The following is a 19,024-nucleotide window of genomic DNA, read 5'->3' as shown; positions in this document are numbered from 1 at the left end:
CATACATTTGTATGAATGGAGGTCAACGCAGGGCAGCTGAAACAAGCGACGACGCCCAAGTCAGGCAACGCCTGCTCGAGGCGACCCAGAGACTCCTGAGCAAAGCCGGCGTCGAGCCGCTCACCTCCCGATCGATCGCAGATGCTGCGGGCGCGAATCTCGCAGCCATCACCTACTACTTCGGATCAAAGCAGCAGTTGGTCGACGAAGCGATGCTGGCCATGGCCGGAACGATCCTCCAGCCCGTACTTGCCGAGCTCGAATCCGACTCAGATGCCATCACGAAGCTGCTGCGCTCGATCCAATTGCTGAACCAGGTCCTGTCCGACAACCGCACCGCCGCCGGCGCCTATCTACAAACCGTGACCAGCGCCGCCACGGGCGCGATGATCCGCGCCCCACTCGTCGCGCTCCTCCACAACATCGAACAGGTCCTCGCTCGCGAGATCAGCCGGCAGCAGGCCAACACCAGCCTCCCCGCCTGGATCGAACCCGAAGCCATGGCGCAGCTGATCATGACGACCGCACACGGCACACTCATCGCAGCCTCGCTCGAACCCGACCGAGTCGACCACACCCGCATCGCCAGCCAGTTCGCTCAACTCCTCCTGAACGCTCGCAGCCCGACACCAAAGACCGGACCATGAATGACGGCGACACCAGGATCCACCTCACACTGACCTTCGACGAGAACGTCGTCGGTGATCTTGCGACATACCGGCGACGGTTCGATCCGACGATGGCCGCCGGCGTCGATCCCCACGTCACCCTCGTCTACCCCGAGGAGTACACGGACCTCGAACTCCTCATGGCACGGGCACGGTCTGCCGCGGTAGGCGTGTCGCCTTTCACGCTGAGCGCCGCCCGGTTCGTCACCGACGGCGACGACGGCCAGAACGGTGTCTTCGCCGAGTTTGGCGTTCCATCCGACTCCTGGAACCGGCTCCGTCACGAACTCCTCGCTCCTCCGTTCGCACCCACCGAGACCAGGCCCCACCTCACGATCGTGCACCCCCGAACCTCCAACCTCGGGCCCTACGCCTGGACCGAGCTCGGCTCCCGGCCTGCCCGCTGCCACCTCGTCGCCAACGAACTCGCCCTGACCGCCACGATCGCCTCCAACCAACGCACGACGCTGGAACGCCTCCCCTTCACAGGCACCACCCGGGCGGTCTGCGTGGGGGTGCTCCTCATTGCCGACGGCCGAGTCCTCCTCGGCCACCGCCACCCCGACCGGCAGTGGTATCCCAACACCTGGGACGTCATCGGCGGTCACGTCGAACCCGGTGAATCGCCCGTCGACACCGCGTGTCGCGAGGCAGCCGAAGAACTCGACATCGACGTCGTCGCTGAAGACCTCACCCACCTCGACACGCTCGTCGCCCACGACGTCGAACTCGTCCTGTTCACGACCGGTCGCTGGCAGGGAAACCCGACCAACAACGCACCCGGCGAACACACATCGATCCGATGGTTCGAGCGGGCCGATCTCGCGGGTCTCGACCTCGCCGACCCCGCGTTGCGCAACCCGGCCATCGCTGCGGTCGAAACCCGAGCCTGACAACGGGACGGGACCCTGCCAGAGATCGGAACGGTTGAGGGTTCAGCGCTTCACTGCGGTGGTGAGCGTGACGAGGAGCGGGCGGGTCACGACCCCACCGAGCTCGTCGCTGATGAAGGCTTCGATGGCGTTGAGCAGACCGAGCCGGTCAGGCGGCCTCGCATCTCGGGAGCAGTGACCGATGCGGCTCCGATGATCGACTCACCATGGCGACGGTCGTCTACATCGATGGATTCAACTTCTACTACGGCGCCGTCAAGGGCACCCCGCACGAGTGGCTCGACTACCAGGCGGTCCCGAGCCCCGCCGGCGTTGCCCGGTGTTCCCCGCTGCTCCCCACTGTTTCCCGCTGATCCGTGAGTTCTCTGTGAGCTTTTCGAGGCCGTTGAACGACCGCGACCAAGGGCCGAGGAGGCGGCCCGCCGACCCCGACGGATCCGATACGTTGACCGGCCGCCAGCTTGGCACGCCTGTCAAGGCCGAGGCTTGTCGCCGACCGCCGGGTCGCCCGGACGCGACGATCGCCGTGTCGAGCGCTGAGGTTCACGCCGAATCGCCCCGTTCGCGCCGCACACCGACTGCCGCTGTAGCCAGGGCCAGCGCGAGACAAAGAGGCGAGAAGACACGTCGGTCGAGGCGTCGGAAGCGCTGTCCCGAACTGCCCGGAGAGACCATGTCGGTGCGGCCGAGCAGCCCGAGGACTCCCCGCGCGGTCAGGACGGCGACGACGCCCATTCGCCCGATCGCGCGCATGTTCCTCGGCCCAATACGAGGATCAGCGGCGAGCGCGGCTGCGGCGAAGAGACAGCCGGCAACGCCATGGCACGCGGCGGCATCGGGAACTGCGCGACGCCCCACGACAGCGTCCGCGAGCTGCTCGCGATCCGGGAAGGGGAAGGACGATCCCCGACCCCACGCAACATGGAGGACGCCCAATGCCGTGAATCCGGAGGTTGCGACGATGCGGCCGATGCTGCGAACGCTCTGATGCCGAGACGAGACGGCGGCACTGCTCACGGCGCGATCCCTCGCTGCACCGCCCCGGTCTCGTAGGCGATCATGACGAGTTGGGCACGGTCGCGGGCATCGAGTTTCGTAAGGAGACGGCTGACGTGGGTCTTGATCGTGGCCTGGCTGATGAACAGCCTCTCTGCGATCTCCGCGTTGGAGCTTCCGGCCGCGATGTGCGCGAGGACCTCGTTCTCTCGGTCGGTGAGCTGGGCGAGCGGTTGGGGCTTGGCGAGAAGGGCCTCGGGAAGGGTGACGAACTCCTCGATGAGTCGACGGGTGATATTCGGTGCGAGCAGGGCTTCACCGCCGGCGACGATCCTCACAGCCTGCATGAGATCGGCAGGCAGCGTGTCCTTCAGGAGGAATCCGCTGGCACCCGCACGCAGCGCTTCGTGGACATAGTCGTCGAGGTGAAACGTCGTCAAGATCACGATTCGGGTTCGGCTGAGTCCGGGATCGCTCGAGATGCGTCGTGTCGCTTCGAGGCCGTCCATGATGGGCATGCGGATGTCCATCAGTACGACGTCCGGGTGGGTCGTCGCAGCGATCGCAAGGGACTCGGCTCCGTTCTCGGCTTCGCCGACCACTTCGATGTCGTCGGCGCTCTCCAGGATTGTCGCAAAGAAGGGCACCCAGTTCTACGCCGTCATCTACGAAGGCCTCGCCCCCCCGTCACCGGGAAGGAGAAGCGGACCTGGCACCCCGCCGGACCCGACCGTGCCGCAGCCGAATAACTCGCGCAACGGCTCGCTGCAGAAGCCGAGGGTGTGAACGACTCGACCCGCTCGCTCACGTTCGGCGCCTACCTGACCGAGCAGTGGCTGCCGGGCAAGGCCAACACGCTCGCGGAGTCGACCTGGCACAGCTATCGGCGCAAGATCGAACGCCACATCCTCCCCACCCTCGGCCGGACCCCGATCCGACGGTTGAAGGCCGCGGATCTCGAGCGGCTCTACGACTCCAAACTCCGCCCCACCGACCCCGGCATCAAGCCGCTGTCGCCGAAGACGGTGCTCGAGATCCACCTGATCATCCGCGGCGCGCTCGCTGCTGCGGTGAGGCGAGGCATGCTGAGCCGCAACATCGCCCTCGTCGCTCATGCCCCTCGGTTGCGGTCGATCCCGAAACACGAAGCCCAAGCCTGGACCGCTGACCAGGTCGCAGTCTTCCTGCGGGCCGCGGTCGGGCACCGGCTGTTCCCGGCGTTCTGGCTGGCCGCCCTCGTCGATCCTTCTACCGGCGACACCCGGTGGAAGACCCGGAAGAAGTCGGCCTGAACACGGTAGAAGCCCCGACCAACGACGAAGGCCCAGGTCGCTGACCTGGGACTTCACACGAGATTTGGTGCTCGTCGTGTTCGCGAGTTGTTCGCGGCGCCGGCGGGCGGACGGTGGACTTCGAACTCTGGGATCGAGGCCAAGGTTCTCCCCGACGAACCTCTACTTCGAGGCTGACGTCGGTGGGTCGAGGCTGCGCTCAGGCGGCGAGTGCGGCGGCAAGCGTTCGGACGAGTTCGGCGATAGCGACGGCGGCGGGCCCGACCGAACCCGGCTGTCTCGGCGGCAAGGACGGCCCTGCCAACACGAGTTGTCCCCGCAGCCGCCGATGGCGATTTGACGCGCGTACCATGGCACGGGTGTCGGCTTGGGCGTTAGCGGGGCGGGAGAACGAGATTCGGCGCGTTCGCGAGGCGCACGCAGCTGGTCGGGCAGTCGTGCTCGTTGGCGAGCTCGGTGTCGGCAAGAGCCGGGTGGCGGCAGAGCTCTACTCGGGCCACCCCGATCGGCGGGTCGTCCGCGGGGCGATATCGACTCAGTCAATCCCGTTGGGCGCGTTGGCGCCTCTCCTGGCGGACCGCATCACAGGCGATGGCGCTCACGGTGACGATGTGACCGCACTCGCCCGAGCCTTCGAGGCGCTCGTTCGAACAGGGGGCGCAGTCGTCGTCGAAGATGCCCAGTGGCTCGACGATTCGACGGCGGGCCTGCTGGCGGAGGTCGCTTTGGCGGGCGCGACCCCGTTCACGTTCTGTCTCCGAGATGGCCGGTCGCCGGCGCCGCTGCGGGCGCTGTTGGCATCGGAGTCTTGCGTCACCATCCGGCTGGGGCCGCTCGATCGGGAGGCGGTCGACGGCATGGTCGACTCCGTCACCGGCCTTATGGACGTCGGTTCGCAACGACGCTTGTACGAAGCGACAGAGGGGCTCCCACTGCTCGTGCGCGTTCTCGTAGAGAGCGCGGTCGAATCTGGTGATCTCGTCAGATCGGACCTGGGATCGAGTTGGAACGGACGGTTGACGCTGGACGAGCCCAGCGCCAGCGACATCCTCGGTCGCATCCTGCCCGACCTTCCTGCCGACCACCGGGCGCTACTCGATCTGCTCGCGATCGCTGGCCCCCTGCCCGTGAGCGTCGCTCGCACCCTCGCAACCGATGATCAGATCACCGGCTTGGAAGCCGCCCGAGTCGTCACCGAGCGCCACGGTCTCCTGCTCATTCGGCGCCCGATCGTTGGGGAGATCGTTGCCGCCGCGATCGGCACCTTCGAGCGGCACCGGATCAGCGCCAAACTCGTCGCGGCGACCGGCGCAGACGATTCAGACGACCTCGCCGTGCGCCGGATCGAGTGGACGCTGCACGCGATGACGGGCGGACTGATCGACCGAGACCCTGCAGTGCTCCTCCACGGGGCAGAGCTCGCGCTCGATCACGGAGACGCCGATCTCGCATCCAGGCTGAGCGAGGCAGCATGGACCTTCGATCCGACAGTCGAGAGCAGCCTTCTCGTGGGCCTGAGCGCCGCCGTACTCGGAGACCGCCCCAAGGCTCTGTCCGCCCTCGAACCGATCATCGTCGATCCGACGATGACGCTCGCGGTTCGTCACCAGGCCCTGCGCAGCGCTCTGCGAATTGCCGACCAGCCGTTCGTCGACCGCAACGAAACGATCGTGGCCGACATCCTTGAACAGTCGTCCGCTGACGAACAGCACGGAGACCTCGTGGCAGCGTGGAGTGCCGCGCAAGCCTTCGTCGGTCGATGGCACGCGGCGAGGTCGACCGCCACTCCTCTGGCCGACCATCCCGACATCTCCGTCAGGCTTCGCGCTGCTGGCCCGCTCACCAGCGGTCTGCTTGCAGAGGGCCGCTGCCAAGACGCCGTGACCAATGCATACGAATGGCTGTCGGATGCACTCTCCGCAGGTGACGGCCACGGCGATGCGTACCGTTGGGCCGCGGTGACGCTGTTCTCGGCGCTGCTTGCCGCGGGCCGCACCACCGAGCTCGAAGGGTTGCTGGTCGCTGCCTCGCCCGACGAAGGGTTCTGGACGTGCGCGATGCGGGGTCGCGTCCATCTGGCACGAGGTCACGGTCGCTCAGCGTGCACCGAGTTCGCTGCTGCACTCCGGGAGCCGCACCATCAGCTCTGGCGGGGCTGGGTGACTGCCCTCAACCTCGAGGCACTCGCGCTCACTGGCGGAGACGCGACCCACCTCGACGAGTCCCTGACCGCTGCCGAGCCGCCTCCCGGGGTCGCTCGTAACGACTTCGAGCGGTCGCTCGCCTGGGCGGCGGTCGCGCGAGGCGACCTACTCGGAGCGAGATCAAAACTGGCTGCGCTGGCCAGTCGTGCCGCCGAGGATGATCACATCACGTTCGAGGCGATCAACCGGTACGAACTCCTGCGCCTCGGTGCGATAGGGCGCAATGCCGACCGTCTGATATCCCTGTGTTCATCGTGGGAGTCGATGCTCGCACCACCGATTGCCGACCACGCGGCTGGCAGGAAGGCCCGCGACGCACGACGGTTGGAGCAGGCGGCCCTGACGTTCGCTGAGCTCGGCATGGATCTGAACGCCGCCGAGGCCTGGGTCGACGCCGCAACGCAGTATCGCCATGACGGCTTCGTCGACTCCACGCGTCGCTGCAGCGCCGCTGCAGCATCCGCTCGAGAGCGCTGCGGCAACCCCGCGACCCCGATCCTCAGCGGACTCGGACCGACGGTCGTCCTCACGGCACGCGAACGCGATGTCGCATCCCGAGCCGCAGCCGGTGACTCGAGCCGACAGATCGCCGAGGCGCTCGGCGTCTCGGTGCGGACCGTCGACAACCTTCTCGGCCGTGTCTACACCAAGCTCGGCGTCGCCGGCCGGGGTGGTCTGGGTGCTGTCATGGGCACCGACCGCAGTGGATCGTGAGTAGTCGATTGCTCATGACCTGACGGCTCGCGTGCGCGATGGTCACCTCCAGAGATCGCGTGCGCAGGTCGGGCGCGGTTCGGCGGCCGAGTCAGAAGGATGGAGCATCGAGATGGTCGACAGGCGCGGAGACACCCACATCAGCGGCGACGAGGAATGGGCCGACTGGAACCGCGATTCGGACGGCGACGGCTTGAGCGACGCGGCGGAACGTCGCATCGGCACCAATCTCCACAATGCCGATACCGACGGCGACGGCCTGCTCGACGGCGAAGAGGTCAGCGAGAAGCAGTTCTATTCCGAGGGCATCGTCATCGGTTCCGGAGACTCGCTCGATGTCCGCCTCGACACCGAGAGTGATCCGTTCTCCGGTGACGGAGACGGTGACGGCCTCAGCGATGCGATCGAACGCGCGACGGGTTCGGATGCGTTGAACTACGACACCGACGGTGACGGGCTCGACGACCGGGCCGAACTGCGTGCCGGCACGAACGCGAACAACGCCGACAGCGACGGTGACGGCCTCACCGACGGCGTCGAGGTGCATGACATCGGCAGCAATCCGCTGTCGGGAGACAGCGACGGCGACGGACTCGGGGACCTCCGCGAGGTGTACGGCACCGGAACCTCGGCGACGTCAGCGGACTCGGACGGTGACGGTCTCAACGATGCCGACGAGATCGCCCGTGGGACGGACGCGATGCAGGCCGACAGCGACCGCGATGGGCTGTCCGACGGCTACGAGGTCGGACACGGGTTCAATCCACTCACCGGCGACAGCGACGGCGACGGAACGGGCGACTACCTGGAGGACGCGAGTTCGTTCGAGAACTCTGGAAGCATGACCCGCATCGGATCCGACCTCGGACGGTTCGGTGGTGTTCCGACGGTTCTGACCAGCTCTGCGGCGGCGAGTCTGTCGACTTCCGTTGCTGACGCCGGTTCGCCGATCACATCGTTCGGACCGGGAGCAAGCCGGCTCCAGACCGGGGGCGTCGCACAGCCCGACACCGCTGCCATCCAACCGATCGATGCTGCCGCCCGCGGCGAGGTGCTCGACGTCGACGGCGACGGAGTCGCCGACGGATGGGTCGACCCCGACGCCGGGGTCGCCGACCTCGACGGCGACGGCCACATCGACGCCTGGCAGGACGGCGAACGCGTCCTCATCGACTCCGACGGCGACGGCCAACCCGACATGGCCCACCGCCTCGTCGACACCGACGGCGACGGCGAACCCGACACCCTCGAAGTCGACACCGACCTCGACGGCATCGCCGACGAGATCACCCCCGTCATCGTCCACGACGCCCCCCAACCAGCCGAGATGGTCGACGACCCGGACGGCGAAGCGAACGAGGGCGGGAACGTCGAGCCGATGATGGAGGTCGGCGATGTCCTCGACGACGGGCTTGCCCTGCATGCGCTGGACGGCGGGAACGAGTTGTGGATCTTGAAGCACCAGCACGAGGTTGAGGCTCGCGGCCGGGCCCACGCGGTGCTCGATAACACTCTGTCGGGTGTGACGGATGGTCTCGAGGCGATCAGCGAGAACCTGCCGGCAGGGGGCCGGCCACGGCCAAGCAACTTTGATGCCGGCACCGGCCCAGACCGGCTCGGTGCGAGCAGTGCCTCACCTCCGACCTCGTTCTCGCCGGAAACCTCGGTTCAGGCTCCAGGCGCGACGACGGGATGGTCATCGCCGACCAGGGCAATCGACGACGTGCCCGTGGAAGCCGAAGACGCGGCGGAACCGGACCCGGTCGACCCTGTCGGTCTCGACGTTGCACCAGCCGGTGCCGGTAGCGATGGTGACCGCGCGGGCGATGGCGGTGTCGAACCTGCGGCGCCGGTCCTGCAGCCACCACCCGGGCTCGGAACGATACGGCGCAATGGTCTCGAGCGGCCTTCGTTCATCGACAACATCGAGCCCGTGGAGGGTGGCGGGCGCACCTTCGTTGCCCGGTCCGGCATCGAGCACGCCATCAACATGGACTTAAGCGACTCAGACGGCGACGGATTGAGCGATTCAGCCGAGCGGGGATTGGGTACCGACGCGCTCCGGCCCGACACCGACGGCGACGGGCTCACCGACCTGTACGAGGTGCAGCACGGCCTGGACCCGCTCGACACCCATACCGGTGGTACCCACGACGCGATCACCGACCTGGGCCGCATCACCGGCGCGGGCGGGTTCGGTGGTGGGCACGCGCTCCGGCCCGCTGGTTTCGGGCTCGGTGAGCCCGCGGCTGCCCCGGACGAGGTACACGACCAGCAAGGCAAGGTCGTGATCGACCCTGACATCGACGAAGCCGCCGAGCTGGGCGGCGCTGCCGAGGCCCCGCAACCAGTTGCCGAGCAGCCCGAGGCTGACGAGGTCGTCGATGAGGAGGCCGCAGGTGCCGACCTCCTCGATGCTGAAGCAGCGATCGTCGAAGAGGCGATCAATGGCGATCAGGGTCTCGACGACATCGAGGTGGACGTGTTCGACGACGCCATCGGGGACGAAGCACCGATGGGCGACGCGGTCGGCGAGATCGAACCGGATGACGAAGCACAAGATGGCGCTGTCGAAGCCGACGACGCGGCACAGCCCCTGCACGACGAGGCCGCCGATGCCGCAGGCGGCGAGCTGCTCGATGCCGACGTAGTGGGAGAGGCGGAGGTCGAGCCCGAGCTGGAAGCGGAGGAGTTCGCCGTCGAGCTGATCGATGAGCAGTTCGAGTTTGGCGAGGCGCTCCCGGCCGACGAGCCGTTCGATCCCGAGGGGCACTTCGACCTCGGAGAGTTCGTCGATGAGTGAAGACTCCTTGGTGGCTCTCGGTATCGACGTCGGCACGACCTACACATCAGCTGCCGCGTGTTCGGGGGGCCAGACATCGCTCCTCGACGTCGATGGCCGGTCGACAACGATGCCGTCGGTCGTGTTGGCCGATTCGGGAGGCCAGGTGGTCGTCGGCCGCGCTGCGCTCGCGCGGGGGGCGACCGATCCGGTGCGCCTGGCACGCGAGTTCAAGCGACGAATCGGCGATCCGGAACCGGTCTTGCTGGCCGGCGCGCCATGGACGCCCGCATCGCTCACGGCGCGCCTCATCGAACGAGTCCTCAGCGTCGCGACGGCTCAACTCGGCCGCCCGCCGGATCGCGTCGCACTCACACATCCGGCTCGTTGGGGTCCGTACAAGACCGATGTCATGGTCGAAGCTGCGGGAATCGCAGGCGTCGACGAACCGTTGCTGCTGGCCGAGCCTGCCGCGGCAGCGCTGTTCTACGCGTCGACGCGGGAGTTGCCAAGCGGCGCCACCATCGCCGTCTACGACTTCGGCGGCGGCACGTTCGACACCGCCGTCGTGCGTGTCGACGGTACATCATGCGAAGTCATCGGCCGGCCGGACGGGCTCGACAGGTTCGGCGGGATCGACATCGACGCTGCGGTACTCAGCCATGTGCGAGCCAGCCTGGGCGGGTCGCTCGACGACCTCGACCCGACCGACGTCGGCAACCTGGCCGCGATGCGACGATTGCGCGACGATTGCGCAACCGCCAAGGAGGCACTCTCGACCGACCTCGACGCAGTGGTCCCCGTGGTGTTCCCGCATCTGACGACCGAGGTCAGGATCACCCGCCGCGAACTCGACGAGATGGTGGCGCCGGTGTTGCACGACACGATCGTCACCGTCCACCGCACTCTGGCGTCGGCGGGCGTCGAGCTCGACGATCTGCACACCGTGCTCCTCGTCGGCGGTTCGTCGCAGATGCCCGTCGTGAGCCGGCTCGTGACCGAAACGCTCGGTAGGCCGGTGTCGATCGACACGCATCCGAAGCACTCGATCGCGAGCGGGGCCGCGCTGGCTGCTGCACAAGGCTTCGCGCGCCGCACCTCCACCGTTCAAGCCACAGGTGGGCCAGCGACCCTGGCCGCACCCTCGGGAGCGACAGCTGCAACGGACGAACAGGGGCCGGTCGGCCCGCAACGCAACACTCGACGTGGCTGGCGATGGGCCGCCGCCGGTGTCGTGGCCCTCACTGTCATCGGCGGCTTCGCAGCGACACGGTCGAACGGAGCGAACGATCGGTCGACAACCTCCGACGAAGCAACCTCGTCGTTGGCTCCATCGACCCCGACGGAGCCAGCCGTCTCGTCGCGGGAAACCCAGACGTCCACGGCCACCGCCGCTCCGGCAACGAGCCCCACCGCCACGAGCGCCGGGGTGGCCGTCTCTTCGACGGCTACGCCGCCAACCGGCGGCACGGTCACCGCTTCCTCCACCGTGATCCTCGAAGCTGCAGCAGGACCCCTCACCGTCGTGTTCGACGCCGTGGAGGTCGATGCTGACACGGGCGGCGTCGTCGTGCAGTGGCATCTCACAGGCACCGCGCCGCCAGAGCTGTCCCTCGAAGGCGTGGGCGCCAACTTCCACTACGACACCCAGCCCTCAGCGTCGGCCGGTCTGAACGCCCCTGACTTCGGGTTCTTTCCCGGCATCTTCTACAACGCACGAATTCCCCGATTCTCCGTGCCACCCAAGGCCGGCACCGACGACGAAGCTGCGACACGACTGTGCGGCATCGTGGCCGACGCGGACTACAACATCATCGACCCCAGTTCGTTCGCCTGCGTGGACCTGCCATGAGTCCTCAGCTGTCGGCGCTCGTCGAACGCGCCGCAGCCGCGGCAATGTTGCGTGACCGCGACGACCTCGCCACGCGGGTTCGACGTCACCTCGCCGACACCGCCCTGGACCGGCGCATTCTGGTCGTCGGCGGTTACAAGGTCGGCAAGAGCACCCTCGTCAACGCGCTGCTCGGGGTCGATCTGTGTCTCGCGGCGGCCGATCGCGACAGCGAACTCCCGTGCCTCGTCAGATTCGGAGCGACAATATCGGCACACCTCACGACCACGGATCAGGCCCGGGAGTCCGCCGCAGCGACGGCCGACCACACCCTCCCAGTGCTCCTCGACGACGCGACACGAGCGATGCAGCAGCCACCGCCTGGCGCGCTCGGGCTGACCTACACCGCACCCCAGCCCCTCCTGCGCTCCGGGCTCGCACTCCTCGACATGCCCGGGCTGGGCGGGCACGGGTCTCCCAGCGAACGCGCAGCCATCGCGAGCGCCAGGGAGTCTGTGGCGGTCATCTTCGTCGTGGATGGCACGCGGGAGTTGACGCTGTTCGAGCTCGACTCGATCGCTGCCTTCCACTCGGTCAACCATCACCTGATCGTCGTCGCGTCGAAGTGCGAACTCACTCGCCATGCCACGACTCTCATCGCCCGCAATCGCCGACATCTCGGCCAACGCGGCCTCGGCGCGGTTCCAGTCCTCGGTGTCGCATCCGAACTGCGTGCTGCCGCCGTCGCACGCAACGATGTCGAGCTCAACCGAATGTCCGGATACCCCGAACTCGTTCGAGCGATCGCCGCGACGGTCGGTGCGTCTCCGCGCCACGTTCGGGTCTGCGCCGAGATCGACGACGTGGTGGCACAGCTGCGTGAGGAAGTCGAGTCGGAGCGAGCCGCGCTCGGAGACCTCGACGACGCCCGGGCGATGGAGGCGTCCCGGTCCGACGCGATCGCGCGGGTTCAGCAGCTGCGAAGCGCAGCGACTCGCTGGCAGGCGGTGCTGGCGGAAGGGTCGGCGGTGTTGGCGTCGGAGGCGGAGTTCGATCTCCGACAGCGCCTCCGGCGGACCCAAGCGTGGGCCGACGCGGAGATCGACGCAGGCGACCCCGCGACCGGATGGGACGACATCGCACGTCGAGTCAACGCTCGGGTCGCAGACGATCTGTGCGAGCACGTCGACTTCATCGAAGGCGGTCTCGCCCGGCTCGCCGAAAAGGTGGTCGATCACTTCGCAGAGGCCGATGTCGACGTGTCGCCCAGCGCAGGGCGGGCGCCGGAAGGGGGCGAACGTCTGCGGGCGAACGGGTTGGAGCTTGCCGATCTGGACCTCGCCCGATCCGGAGTGCTCGACAAGGGTCTCGTCGCCCTCCGCGGCAGCTACGGGGGAATGATGGTGTTCGGATTCGTCGGCACCGCGCTCGGTCTCACCATCCTCAGCCCGCTCGCATTCGTCGCCGGGATCGGGCTCGGTGGAAAGGCAGTCCGGGACGACCGGACCCGTCAGGTCGCAGCGCGCCGAGCACAGGCCAAGGCGCACGTCCGGCGCGCCTTCGACGAGCTGACATTCCAACAGGTGAAGCAGACGCGGGACGCTGTTCGCGAAGCCCAGAACGGGCTGCGCTCAGGGTTTCTCGCTCGGATCGAGGAGCTCCAGCGAAGCCTCACTGCTGCCGCGACCGCCGCCGCCGGCGCGATCCACGGCGAAACGCGCGACGCCGACCAGACCCGGGCCGACCTCGACGCCGAATGGCACACGCTGGAACGGCTCCAACACGACGCCGAACAGTTCCAAGCGGGGTGGCCGAGCGCCGCCCGTAGGGGAAGGGCAGGGTAATGGATCTCATTGCCGACCTCACCGGCCTCATCGACCGAGTGGCCCTCGCGCACGCCGGCACCGCCGTGGGAGACGAGGCGGCCGCGATCGGGAGGAGGCTCGCCGAGCCGCTGCGAGTCGCCATCGTCGGGCGCATGAAGTCGGGGAAGTCGACGCTGCTCAATGCTCTGGTCGGCCAGCACATCGCCCCGACGGACGCCGGAGAGTGCACCAAGGTCGTGACCTGGTACCAACACGACCACGCACCCAGCATCGAGGCGGTGATGCGCGACGGCGGACGCGTGCCGATCGCATTCCGGGCCTCTGCACACGCGCTCGACTTCGAGCTGCCGGGCACGACCGACGAGATCGATCACGTCAATGTCCATTGGCCGACTCCGCTGCTCGCGGACCTCACGCTCGTGGACACACCCGGGATCGATTCGCCGACACCGGGCGTGATCGGAAGAACCGAACGAGCGATCCTCCCCGACGACGTTCAGCCCGGCATCGCCGACATCGCCCTCTACGTCCTGCAGAACAAACACCCGACTGACCTCAACTTCCTGGAGGCGTTCGCCGCTGACGGCTTGTCGCTGCCATCACCGCTGCACTGCATCGGAGTGCTCGCACGAGCAGACGAGATCGGTGCCGCTCGGCTCGACGCCCTCGACACAGCCGGTCGGGTCGCTGCGCGGCTTGCGGCCGACATCCGCATTCGGCGTCTCTGCAACACCGTGTCCCCTGTGGCGGCGCTCCCGGCCCTCGGCGCCGGCGAGCTGACCGAGCTGCAGGTCCAGACCCTCCGCAACCTCGCGTCGAGCGACCGCAGCGTGGTCGACGACCTGCTCCTCGACGCCACCACGTGGTCCACAGCTACCGCCCCGACGGCTGCCAACGCACTGGAGCGTCAACAACTCCTCGACGCACTCGGGCTCTGGGGTGTCAGAACCGCCATCGACCTGCTCCGGACCGAGCCGCAGTCAGCTGCTGCGCTGGCAATGCAGCTCGTCAGCAAGTCCGGGCTCAACGCGCTGCGGAAGATCCTCACGAGGGACGTCAAGGAACGCAGCGATCTGTTGCGCGCCCGATCTGCGCTCATCGCGCTCGACGCTCTCGTTGCGCGATCGGGGACCGGCGACCGACGCGACTTGTTGGGCCGGATCGAGGCGCTCGTGTCCGGATGCCACGAGCTCGATGAGGCCTCCGTGCTAGCCGGCATCAGGGGAGCCGACCTCGGCTTCGATGCGAATCTCATCGAGGAAGCCGAACGGCTGCTCGGTGCAGCAGGAACCGACCGACGTGCACGCCTCGGTCTCGACGGCCGCGCCGACCAGTACGCCGTCAGTGCACAAGCACGCCTGTTGGTCACGCGATGGCGATCAATTTCGGAGAACCCGTTCGTCCCACCCGAGGGCGCTCACGTCGCTCGCGTCGTCAGCCGTTCAGCCGAAGGCCTCGTGCGGGCGGACCCGGCGATGGATGCTGTCTCGGCAGCAAGCACCCATCCCGATCGCGAGTCACCTGGCTCATGACCACCTCTGGCGGTGCGGCAGGGCTGCGACTACGACCACGGCGGATCATGCTGTTCGCCGGCTTCGTCGCTGGCCTGCTCATCGTGGCCTTCGGCGCAGACCTCGGCCTGCGTTGGATCACGACACCCTGGGACGTGAGCATCGGCGGCCGCTCGACCCTGACCGGAACCTGGTCCGGCGACGTCGCCCTACCAGACGATGCCATCGCCCAAACCTCCATCACACTTTCACGCTCACCCGACGAGGACGGGCCAAACCTCGAAGGGTCTGCCACGATCTGCCTCGGAACACAGGTAACCGCCTACACAGTGACCGGCGACGCCGACCGCAACGGCACCATCGACGACCTACGACTACGCCCAGAGACGGAGGAACTCCCCTGGATCCCTGTCGGCGTCAGCACGACCTGGACCGGCGATGAGCTGACCATGAGGGGAGCGTGGCAGGCGACAGGGCCGACAGAGTCGGACGAGGACGGTCTCCACGCTTTCAGCGCGTCGCTCACGAAGGGACAGCCCACACAACCGCCCTGCGTCCCATGACTCCGGGCCGGACCGATCCGCCTTCGGGCACGCTGCAACTCGCGCCGTCCGACCCCGCGGCCCAGACGCTGGACGGCAACTCTTCGTCATCCTCGCCGTCGCGATTCAACTCGGCGGGTCCACCGACCCGGCGCGCCGGACGACGCTCCGACTGCGACGGGTACCCGTACCGGAGCGCCGAGGAAGCGACCATCGGGTTCCGGCCCGCAGAGCAATCTGTTCGCGCCCTGTTCGCGCTGAGTGCCGTTGGCAACGCCAGAAGCCCTTCCCGGTCTCCCGGAAAGGGCCTCTGAGCTGGTTCTTCACTTGGTGGCGGGGGCAGGATTTGAACCTGCGACCTTCGGGTTATGAGCCCTCTTGAACCCGAAGAGCTATCCGCAGGTCAGAGGACGTTTCCGCAGCTCAAGTGCTGCTTTCGGGCCACTCCTGCTCCCCGCTGTTTCCCCCTGCCTACCGCTGTCCCGGTAGATGCCTGGTAGATGACGGACGACGCCGGGACAACCCGGCTCGACCACGGACCGTGAGCAGGCACAATCAGGTCGCCGGTTCCTTGCCCAGGTGAACGGGCACGCAGCGGTCCTCGTCATCGATCACCGCCACGAGCTCGAGCCGAGCGCCGAGCGCTTCGAGGTAGTCCCGCAACGTCGACATGCACGTCCTCGGCGTGCTCGAGCTTGGACACCGCGCTCTGGGTGATCTCCAGCCGACCGGCAACGTCGTCCTGGCTCAGCGCCTCGGTCGGGAGTGGAGCGCTGCGACGCGCTGTCCGATCTCGGCCATGGCGGCGACGAGCTCAGCCGGCGACAGGCCCTGCACCAAACCGCTCCGGAGCCGGCATTGCGGCCCGCCTTCAGCGGGGTTTGGGCTCGACGAGTCGGGTCTCGTAGGCGGTGACGACGAGCTGGGCGCGGTCGCGGGCAACGAGCTTCATGAGAAGACGTCCGATGTGGGTCTTGATGGTCGCAGTACCCAGGTGGAGGGTGTCGGCGATCTCGTGGTTGGAGAGACCCTGGGCGACGAGTTGGAGCACTTCACGCTCGCGCTGGGTGAGCGCCGAGAGCCGCTCATCGGAACCCGCCGGCGTAGCCGACGTCACCGAGAACTGCTCGATCAGCCGACGTGTGATGCTCGGTGCGATCAACGCATCGCCCGCTGCGACCACGCGAACGGCTCGGATGAGATCGTCCGGGAGCGTGTCCTTGAGCAGGAAGCCACTCGCGCCAGCTCGGAGTGCATCGTGGACGTACTCGTCGAGATCGAAGGTGGTGAGGATGATGATCCGCGTGCGGTGCAGGTTCGGGTCGGCGGTGATCCGGCGGGTAGCTTCGATGCCGTCGATACCCGGCATCTGGACGTCCATCAGCATCACGTCGGGCCGGCGTCGTCGGGCCGCGGCGACTGCCTGACCTCCATCGGCAGCGTCGGCAACGACGGTCATGTCGGCAATCGAATCGAGGATCGAGACGAAGCCGCGACGGACCAGTGTCTGGTCGTCGGCAACGACGATGGAGATCATCCGGCGCCGATGGGGAACGTCGCAGTCACCGAGTAGCCGGTCGGATCGAGCAGCCCAGCCGTCATGGTGCCGCCGGAGCGGTCGACGCGTTCACGCATCCCGGACAGGCCATGGCCGCTCGGACGAGCGTCGATGACCGGCTCGGTGGGACCCGTGCCGTCGTCGGTGATCGCAACGACGAGCAAGTCCGATCGACGGTGGATGTCGATGCTGACGTCGGTGACCGGTCCGGCGTGCGTCATGGTGTTCGTGAGCGCTTCCTGCACGAGCCGGAAGACGGTCACGCCAACGACCTCGGCCACCGATGGGACGGGGTCATCGATCTGGAGGTGCGCCGGCACACCGAGGGCATGCACACGATCCACGAGTGCGGCGACATCGACCAATGACGGCGAGGGCACAGCGAAGGCTTGACCGTGATCGTCACGTAGGACACCGACGATCTGTCGCAACTCGTCGAGAGTCGATCGGGACGTCGCGCTAACCGCCATCAGCGCTTCGCGGGTCTGGGTCGGATCGTCGTCGAGGAAATGGAGGGCCACACCGGTCTGCACCGCGATCACCGACATCGAATGGGCAACCACATCGTGGAGTTCGCGGGCGATCTCGAGTCGCTGCTCGGCCAATGCCCGGCGGGCGTGGAGTGCATCGAGCTCCGCTGCCCGGCGGGATGCCAACTCGCCGGCGAGCCGGCGGCCCCGTGCGTTGACGCCGGTCATCCACACCAGTCCGTAGACCGCCCCGAACAGCGCAGCCTGAGACGGGCTCAGCCCGGGAGCATCCACCAAGACCAGCCCCGCCAAGGTGGCCGCCGCGGCGGCCAATGCCCACAGTGATCTCCTGAGCGGCTCGCTCGATCCGGCGTGGAACAACACACCGAACAACACGAACGGAACCGCCCCTTCGGGAGCGCCAGACGCCACCAGGGTCCACGCCAGGACGCACGTCACGACCACCGCAGAAGTCGGGAAACCGCGTCGGAACGCCAACGGCACCGCAGTAGCGAACGCCAGGCTCGCGTCGAAGGCGGTCGGGTCGTGCAGGGGTGACGTGACGTCTTGACGAAGCGTCGCCACCACGGCAATCGATCCCACCACCACTACCAGAGCAACGTCGGCCACGCCGTTCGGCACCGAGGAGAACCTCCGAACTCCACGGGTCCACCGGTGGCTCATCAGCCAACCCTACGACCGGCCCCGACACCATGCGTCAGCCCAGGGGCTGAAGATCCGGTATCTCCGTTCAACCCCGAGACGGACCAGGGGTCGACGAGTCCAACCCTGCCGGGGACGACGGCGACCGACGCAACGCGCATGCTCGAACCAGCGACAAGCCCCGGGTTCGCTCCCCGACCGATCAGAGGAACGACATGACCATCCAACACACGCCACCCCTCCCGACACTGGACAACCGCAAGAGCCGGACCAGCACCATGGCGACCTACGTCGTCGGGTGCTACCTGGCAGCGACCCTTCTCGCAATCGCTTTTCCCGGCACCGCCGAGAACCCCGGGCCCGTTGCCCTGTTGACGTTGCTCGTCCCGGCAACCGTGGTCGGTGCCCTCGCAGCGGCAGCCAAACTCCGCCACCGATCCGCCCGCCTGCCGGTCCTCGGCCTGCGGCGAGGAGGCTTCCGGTTCTGGCCGATCGCCGTAGCGGCGCCCGCCCTCACCATCGCCATCCCATTCGCCATCGCCCGGGGCACCGGCATCGTGACCTTCCACGAACTCGGCCTCTACGTGCTCGACGCGCCGTTCAGCCTCGCGATCATGACCGTGCTCCTGCTCGGCGAAGAGGTCGGCTGGCGGGGCTTCCTCTACGGCGAGCTGACAGCGGCCCTCAGCCCGCGACGAGCCGCGCTCATCGTCGGCATCATCCATGGGCTGTTCCACATTCCGCTCCTCACGCTCACCAACGGCTATGACAGCGCCGGGAGTCGCTGGATCGTGGTACCGGGCGTCGTCGCCGTGATCAGCGGCGCCGGCATCCTGTTCGGCTGGCTCCGCACCCGCAGCAACAGCCTCTGGCCGGTACTCATCGCCCACGCCGCCGCCAACACCTGCCTGCTCGAAGCCCCGACCCTCGTCACCAACCGCCCCGTCCTCACCGCGGCCATCGTCGGCGAAGGTGGCGTCCTCACCGTCGCCACGATCGCCATCGCCGCAACCATCATCTGGAACCACGCCAGCTGGACCGCACCAGCGCGAACGGTTCGTGTCGCGTGAGCAC

Annotated in this window: 14 protein-coding genes; 11 read left to right on the top strand and 3 right to left on the bottom strand. The window is 67.6% G+C overall.

Annotated features, from left to right (window positions below; translation table 11 throughout):
* Window positions 1-11: 11 nt before the first annotated feature.
* The 3 genes from R2707_13265 (at window position 12) to R2707_13255 (ending at window position 1,914) form a co-directional block, all read left to right on the top strand.
* Window positions 12-647, top strand: coding sequence for a TetR/AcrR family transcriptional regulator (locus tag R2707_13265; GenBank protein ID MEZ5246062.1), 636 nt, complete (start codon window positions 12-14; stop codon window positions 645-647).
* Window positions 644-1,561: an NUDIX domain-containing protein gene (locus R2707_13260; GenBank protein ID MEZ5246061.1), complete on the top strand. Its 918-nt coding sequence runs from the start codon at window positions 644-646 to the stop codon at window positions 1,559-1,561. Before R2707_13265 ends, R2707_13260 begins: the two co-directional genes overlap by 4 nt.
* Before the next feature lie 206 nt (window positions 1,562-1,767).
* Window positions 1,768-1,914: a hypothetical protein gene (locus R2707_13255; GenBank protein MEZ5246060.1), complete on the top strand. Its 147-nt coding sequence runs from the start codon at window positions 1,768-1,770 to the stop codon at window positions 1,912-1,914.
* A gap of 660 nt (window positions 1,915-2,574) precedes the next feature.
* On the opposite strand, the gene R2707_13250 is transcribed toward R2707_13255, so the two are convergent.
* Window positions 2,575-3,204, bottom strand: coding sequence for a response regulator transcription factor (locus R2707_13250; GenBank protein ID MEZ5246059.1), 630 nt, complete (start codon window positions 3,202-3,204; stop codon window positions 2,575-2,577).
* Window positions 3,205-3,339: 135 nt separating this feature from the next.
* On the opposite strand from R2707_13250, the gene R2707_13245 reads away from it, so the two are divergent.
* The 7 genes from R2707_13245 to R2707_13215 all read left to right on the top strand — a co-directional run bounded on the left by R2707_13245 (window position 3,340) and on the right by R2707_13215 (window position 15,280).
* Window positions 3,340-3,849, top strand: a complete 510-nt coding sequence (locus tag R2707_13245; protein ID MEZ5246058.1) for an N-terminal phage integrase SAM-like domain-containing protein — start codon at window positions 3,340-3,342, stop codon at window positions 3,847-3,849.
* 611 nt (window positions 3,850-4,460) lie between these two features.
* Complete coding sequence (locus tag R2707_13240; protein ID MEZ5246057.1) at window positions 4,461-6,767, top strand: LuxR C-terminal-related transcriptional regulator; 2,307 nt, start codon at window positions 4,461-4,463, stop codon at window positions 6,765-6,767.
* Between the two features lie 112 nt (window positions 6,768-6,879).
* Window positions 6,880-9,570, top strand: a complete 2,691-nt coding sequence (locus tag R2707_13235) for a hypothetical protein (protein ID MEZ5246056.1) — start codon at window positions 6,880-6,882, stop codon at window positions 9,568-9,570.
* Window positions 9,563-11,401 (top strand): Hsp70 family protein, encoded by a 1,839-nt coding sequence (locus R2707_13230; GenBank protein MEZ5246055.1) that lies wholly within the window; start codon window positions 9,563-9,565, stop codon window positions 11,399-11,401. Before R2707_13235 ends, R2707_13230 begins: the two co-directional genes overlap by 8 nt.
* Complete coding sequence (locus R2707_13225) at window positions 11,398-13,224, top strand: GTPase (GenBank protein MEZ5246054.1); 1,827 nt, start codon at window positions 11,398-11,400, stop codon at window positions 13,222-13,224. Before R2707_13230 ends, R2707_13225 begins: the two co-directional genes overlap by 4 nt.
* Entirely contained in the window at window positions 13,224-14,738 is a 1,515-nt protein-coding gene (locus R2707_13220; protein ID MEZ5246053.1) for a dynamin family protein, read from the top strand. The genes R2707_13225 and R2707_13220 overlap by 1 nt, the downstream gene beginning before the upstream one ends.
* Window positions 14,735-15,280, top strand: coding sequence for a hypothetical protein (locus R2707_13215; protein MEZ5246052.1), 546 nt, complete (start codon window positions 14,735-14,737; stop codon window positions 15,278-15,280). Before R2707_13220 ends, R2707_13215 begins: the two co-directional genes overlap by 4 nt.
* Window positions 15,281-16,130: 850 nt before the next feature.
* Here R2707_13215 and R2707_13210 read toward each other — a convergent pair.
* Window positions 16,131-16,796, bottom strand: coding sequence for a response regulator transcription factor (locus R2707_13210; protein ID MEZ5246051.1), 666 nt, complete (start codon window positions 16,794-16,796; stop codon window positions 16,131-16,133).
* Window positions 16,793-17,929: a sensor histidine kinase gene (locus R2707_13205; protein ID MEZ5246050.1), complete on the bottom strand. Its 1,137-nt coding sequence runs from the start codon at window positions 17,927-17,929 to the stop codon at window positions 16,793-16,795. The genes R2707_13210 and R2707_13205 overlap by 4 nt, the downstream gene beginning before the upstream one ends.
* 236 nt (window positions 17,930-18,165) lie before the next feature.
* On the opposite strand from R2707_13205, the gene R2707_13200 reads away from it, so the two are divergent.
* A complete protein-coding gene (locus R2707_13200) occupies window positions 18,166-19,020 on the top strand; it encodes a type II CAAX endopeptidase family protein (GenBank protein MEZ5246049.1) in 855 nt (284 codons plus the stop codon).
* The last annotated feature ends 4 nt before the right edge of the window (window positions 19,021-19,024 follow it).

This window comes from Acidimicrobiales bacterium, from assembly GCA_041394245.1.
Classification (GTDB): domain Bacteria; phylum Actinomycetota; class Acidimicrobiia; order Acidimicrobiales; family Aldehydirespiratoraceae; genus JAJRXC01.
This window is presented reverse-complemented; position numbering and strand designations above follow the sequence as displayed.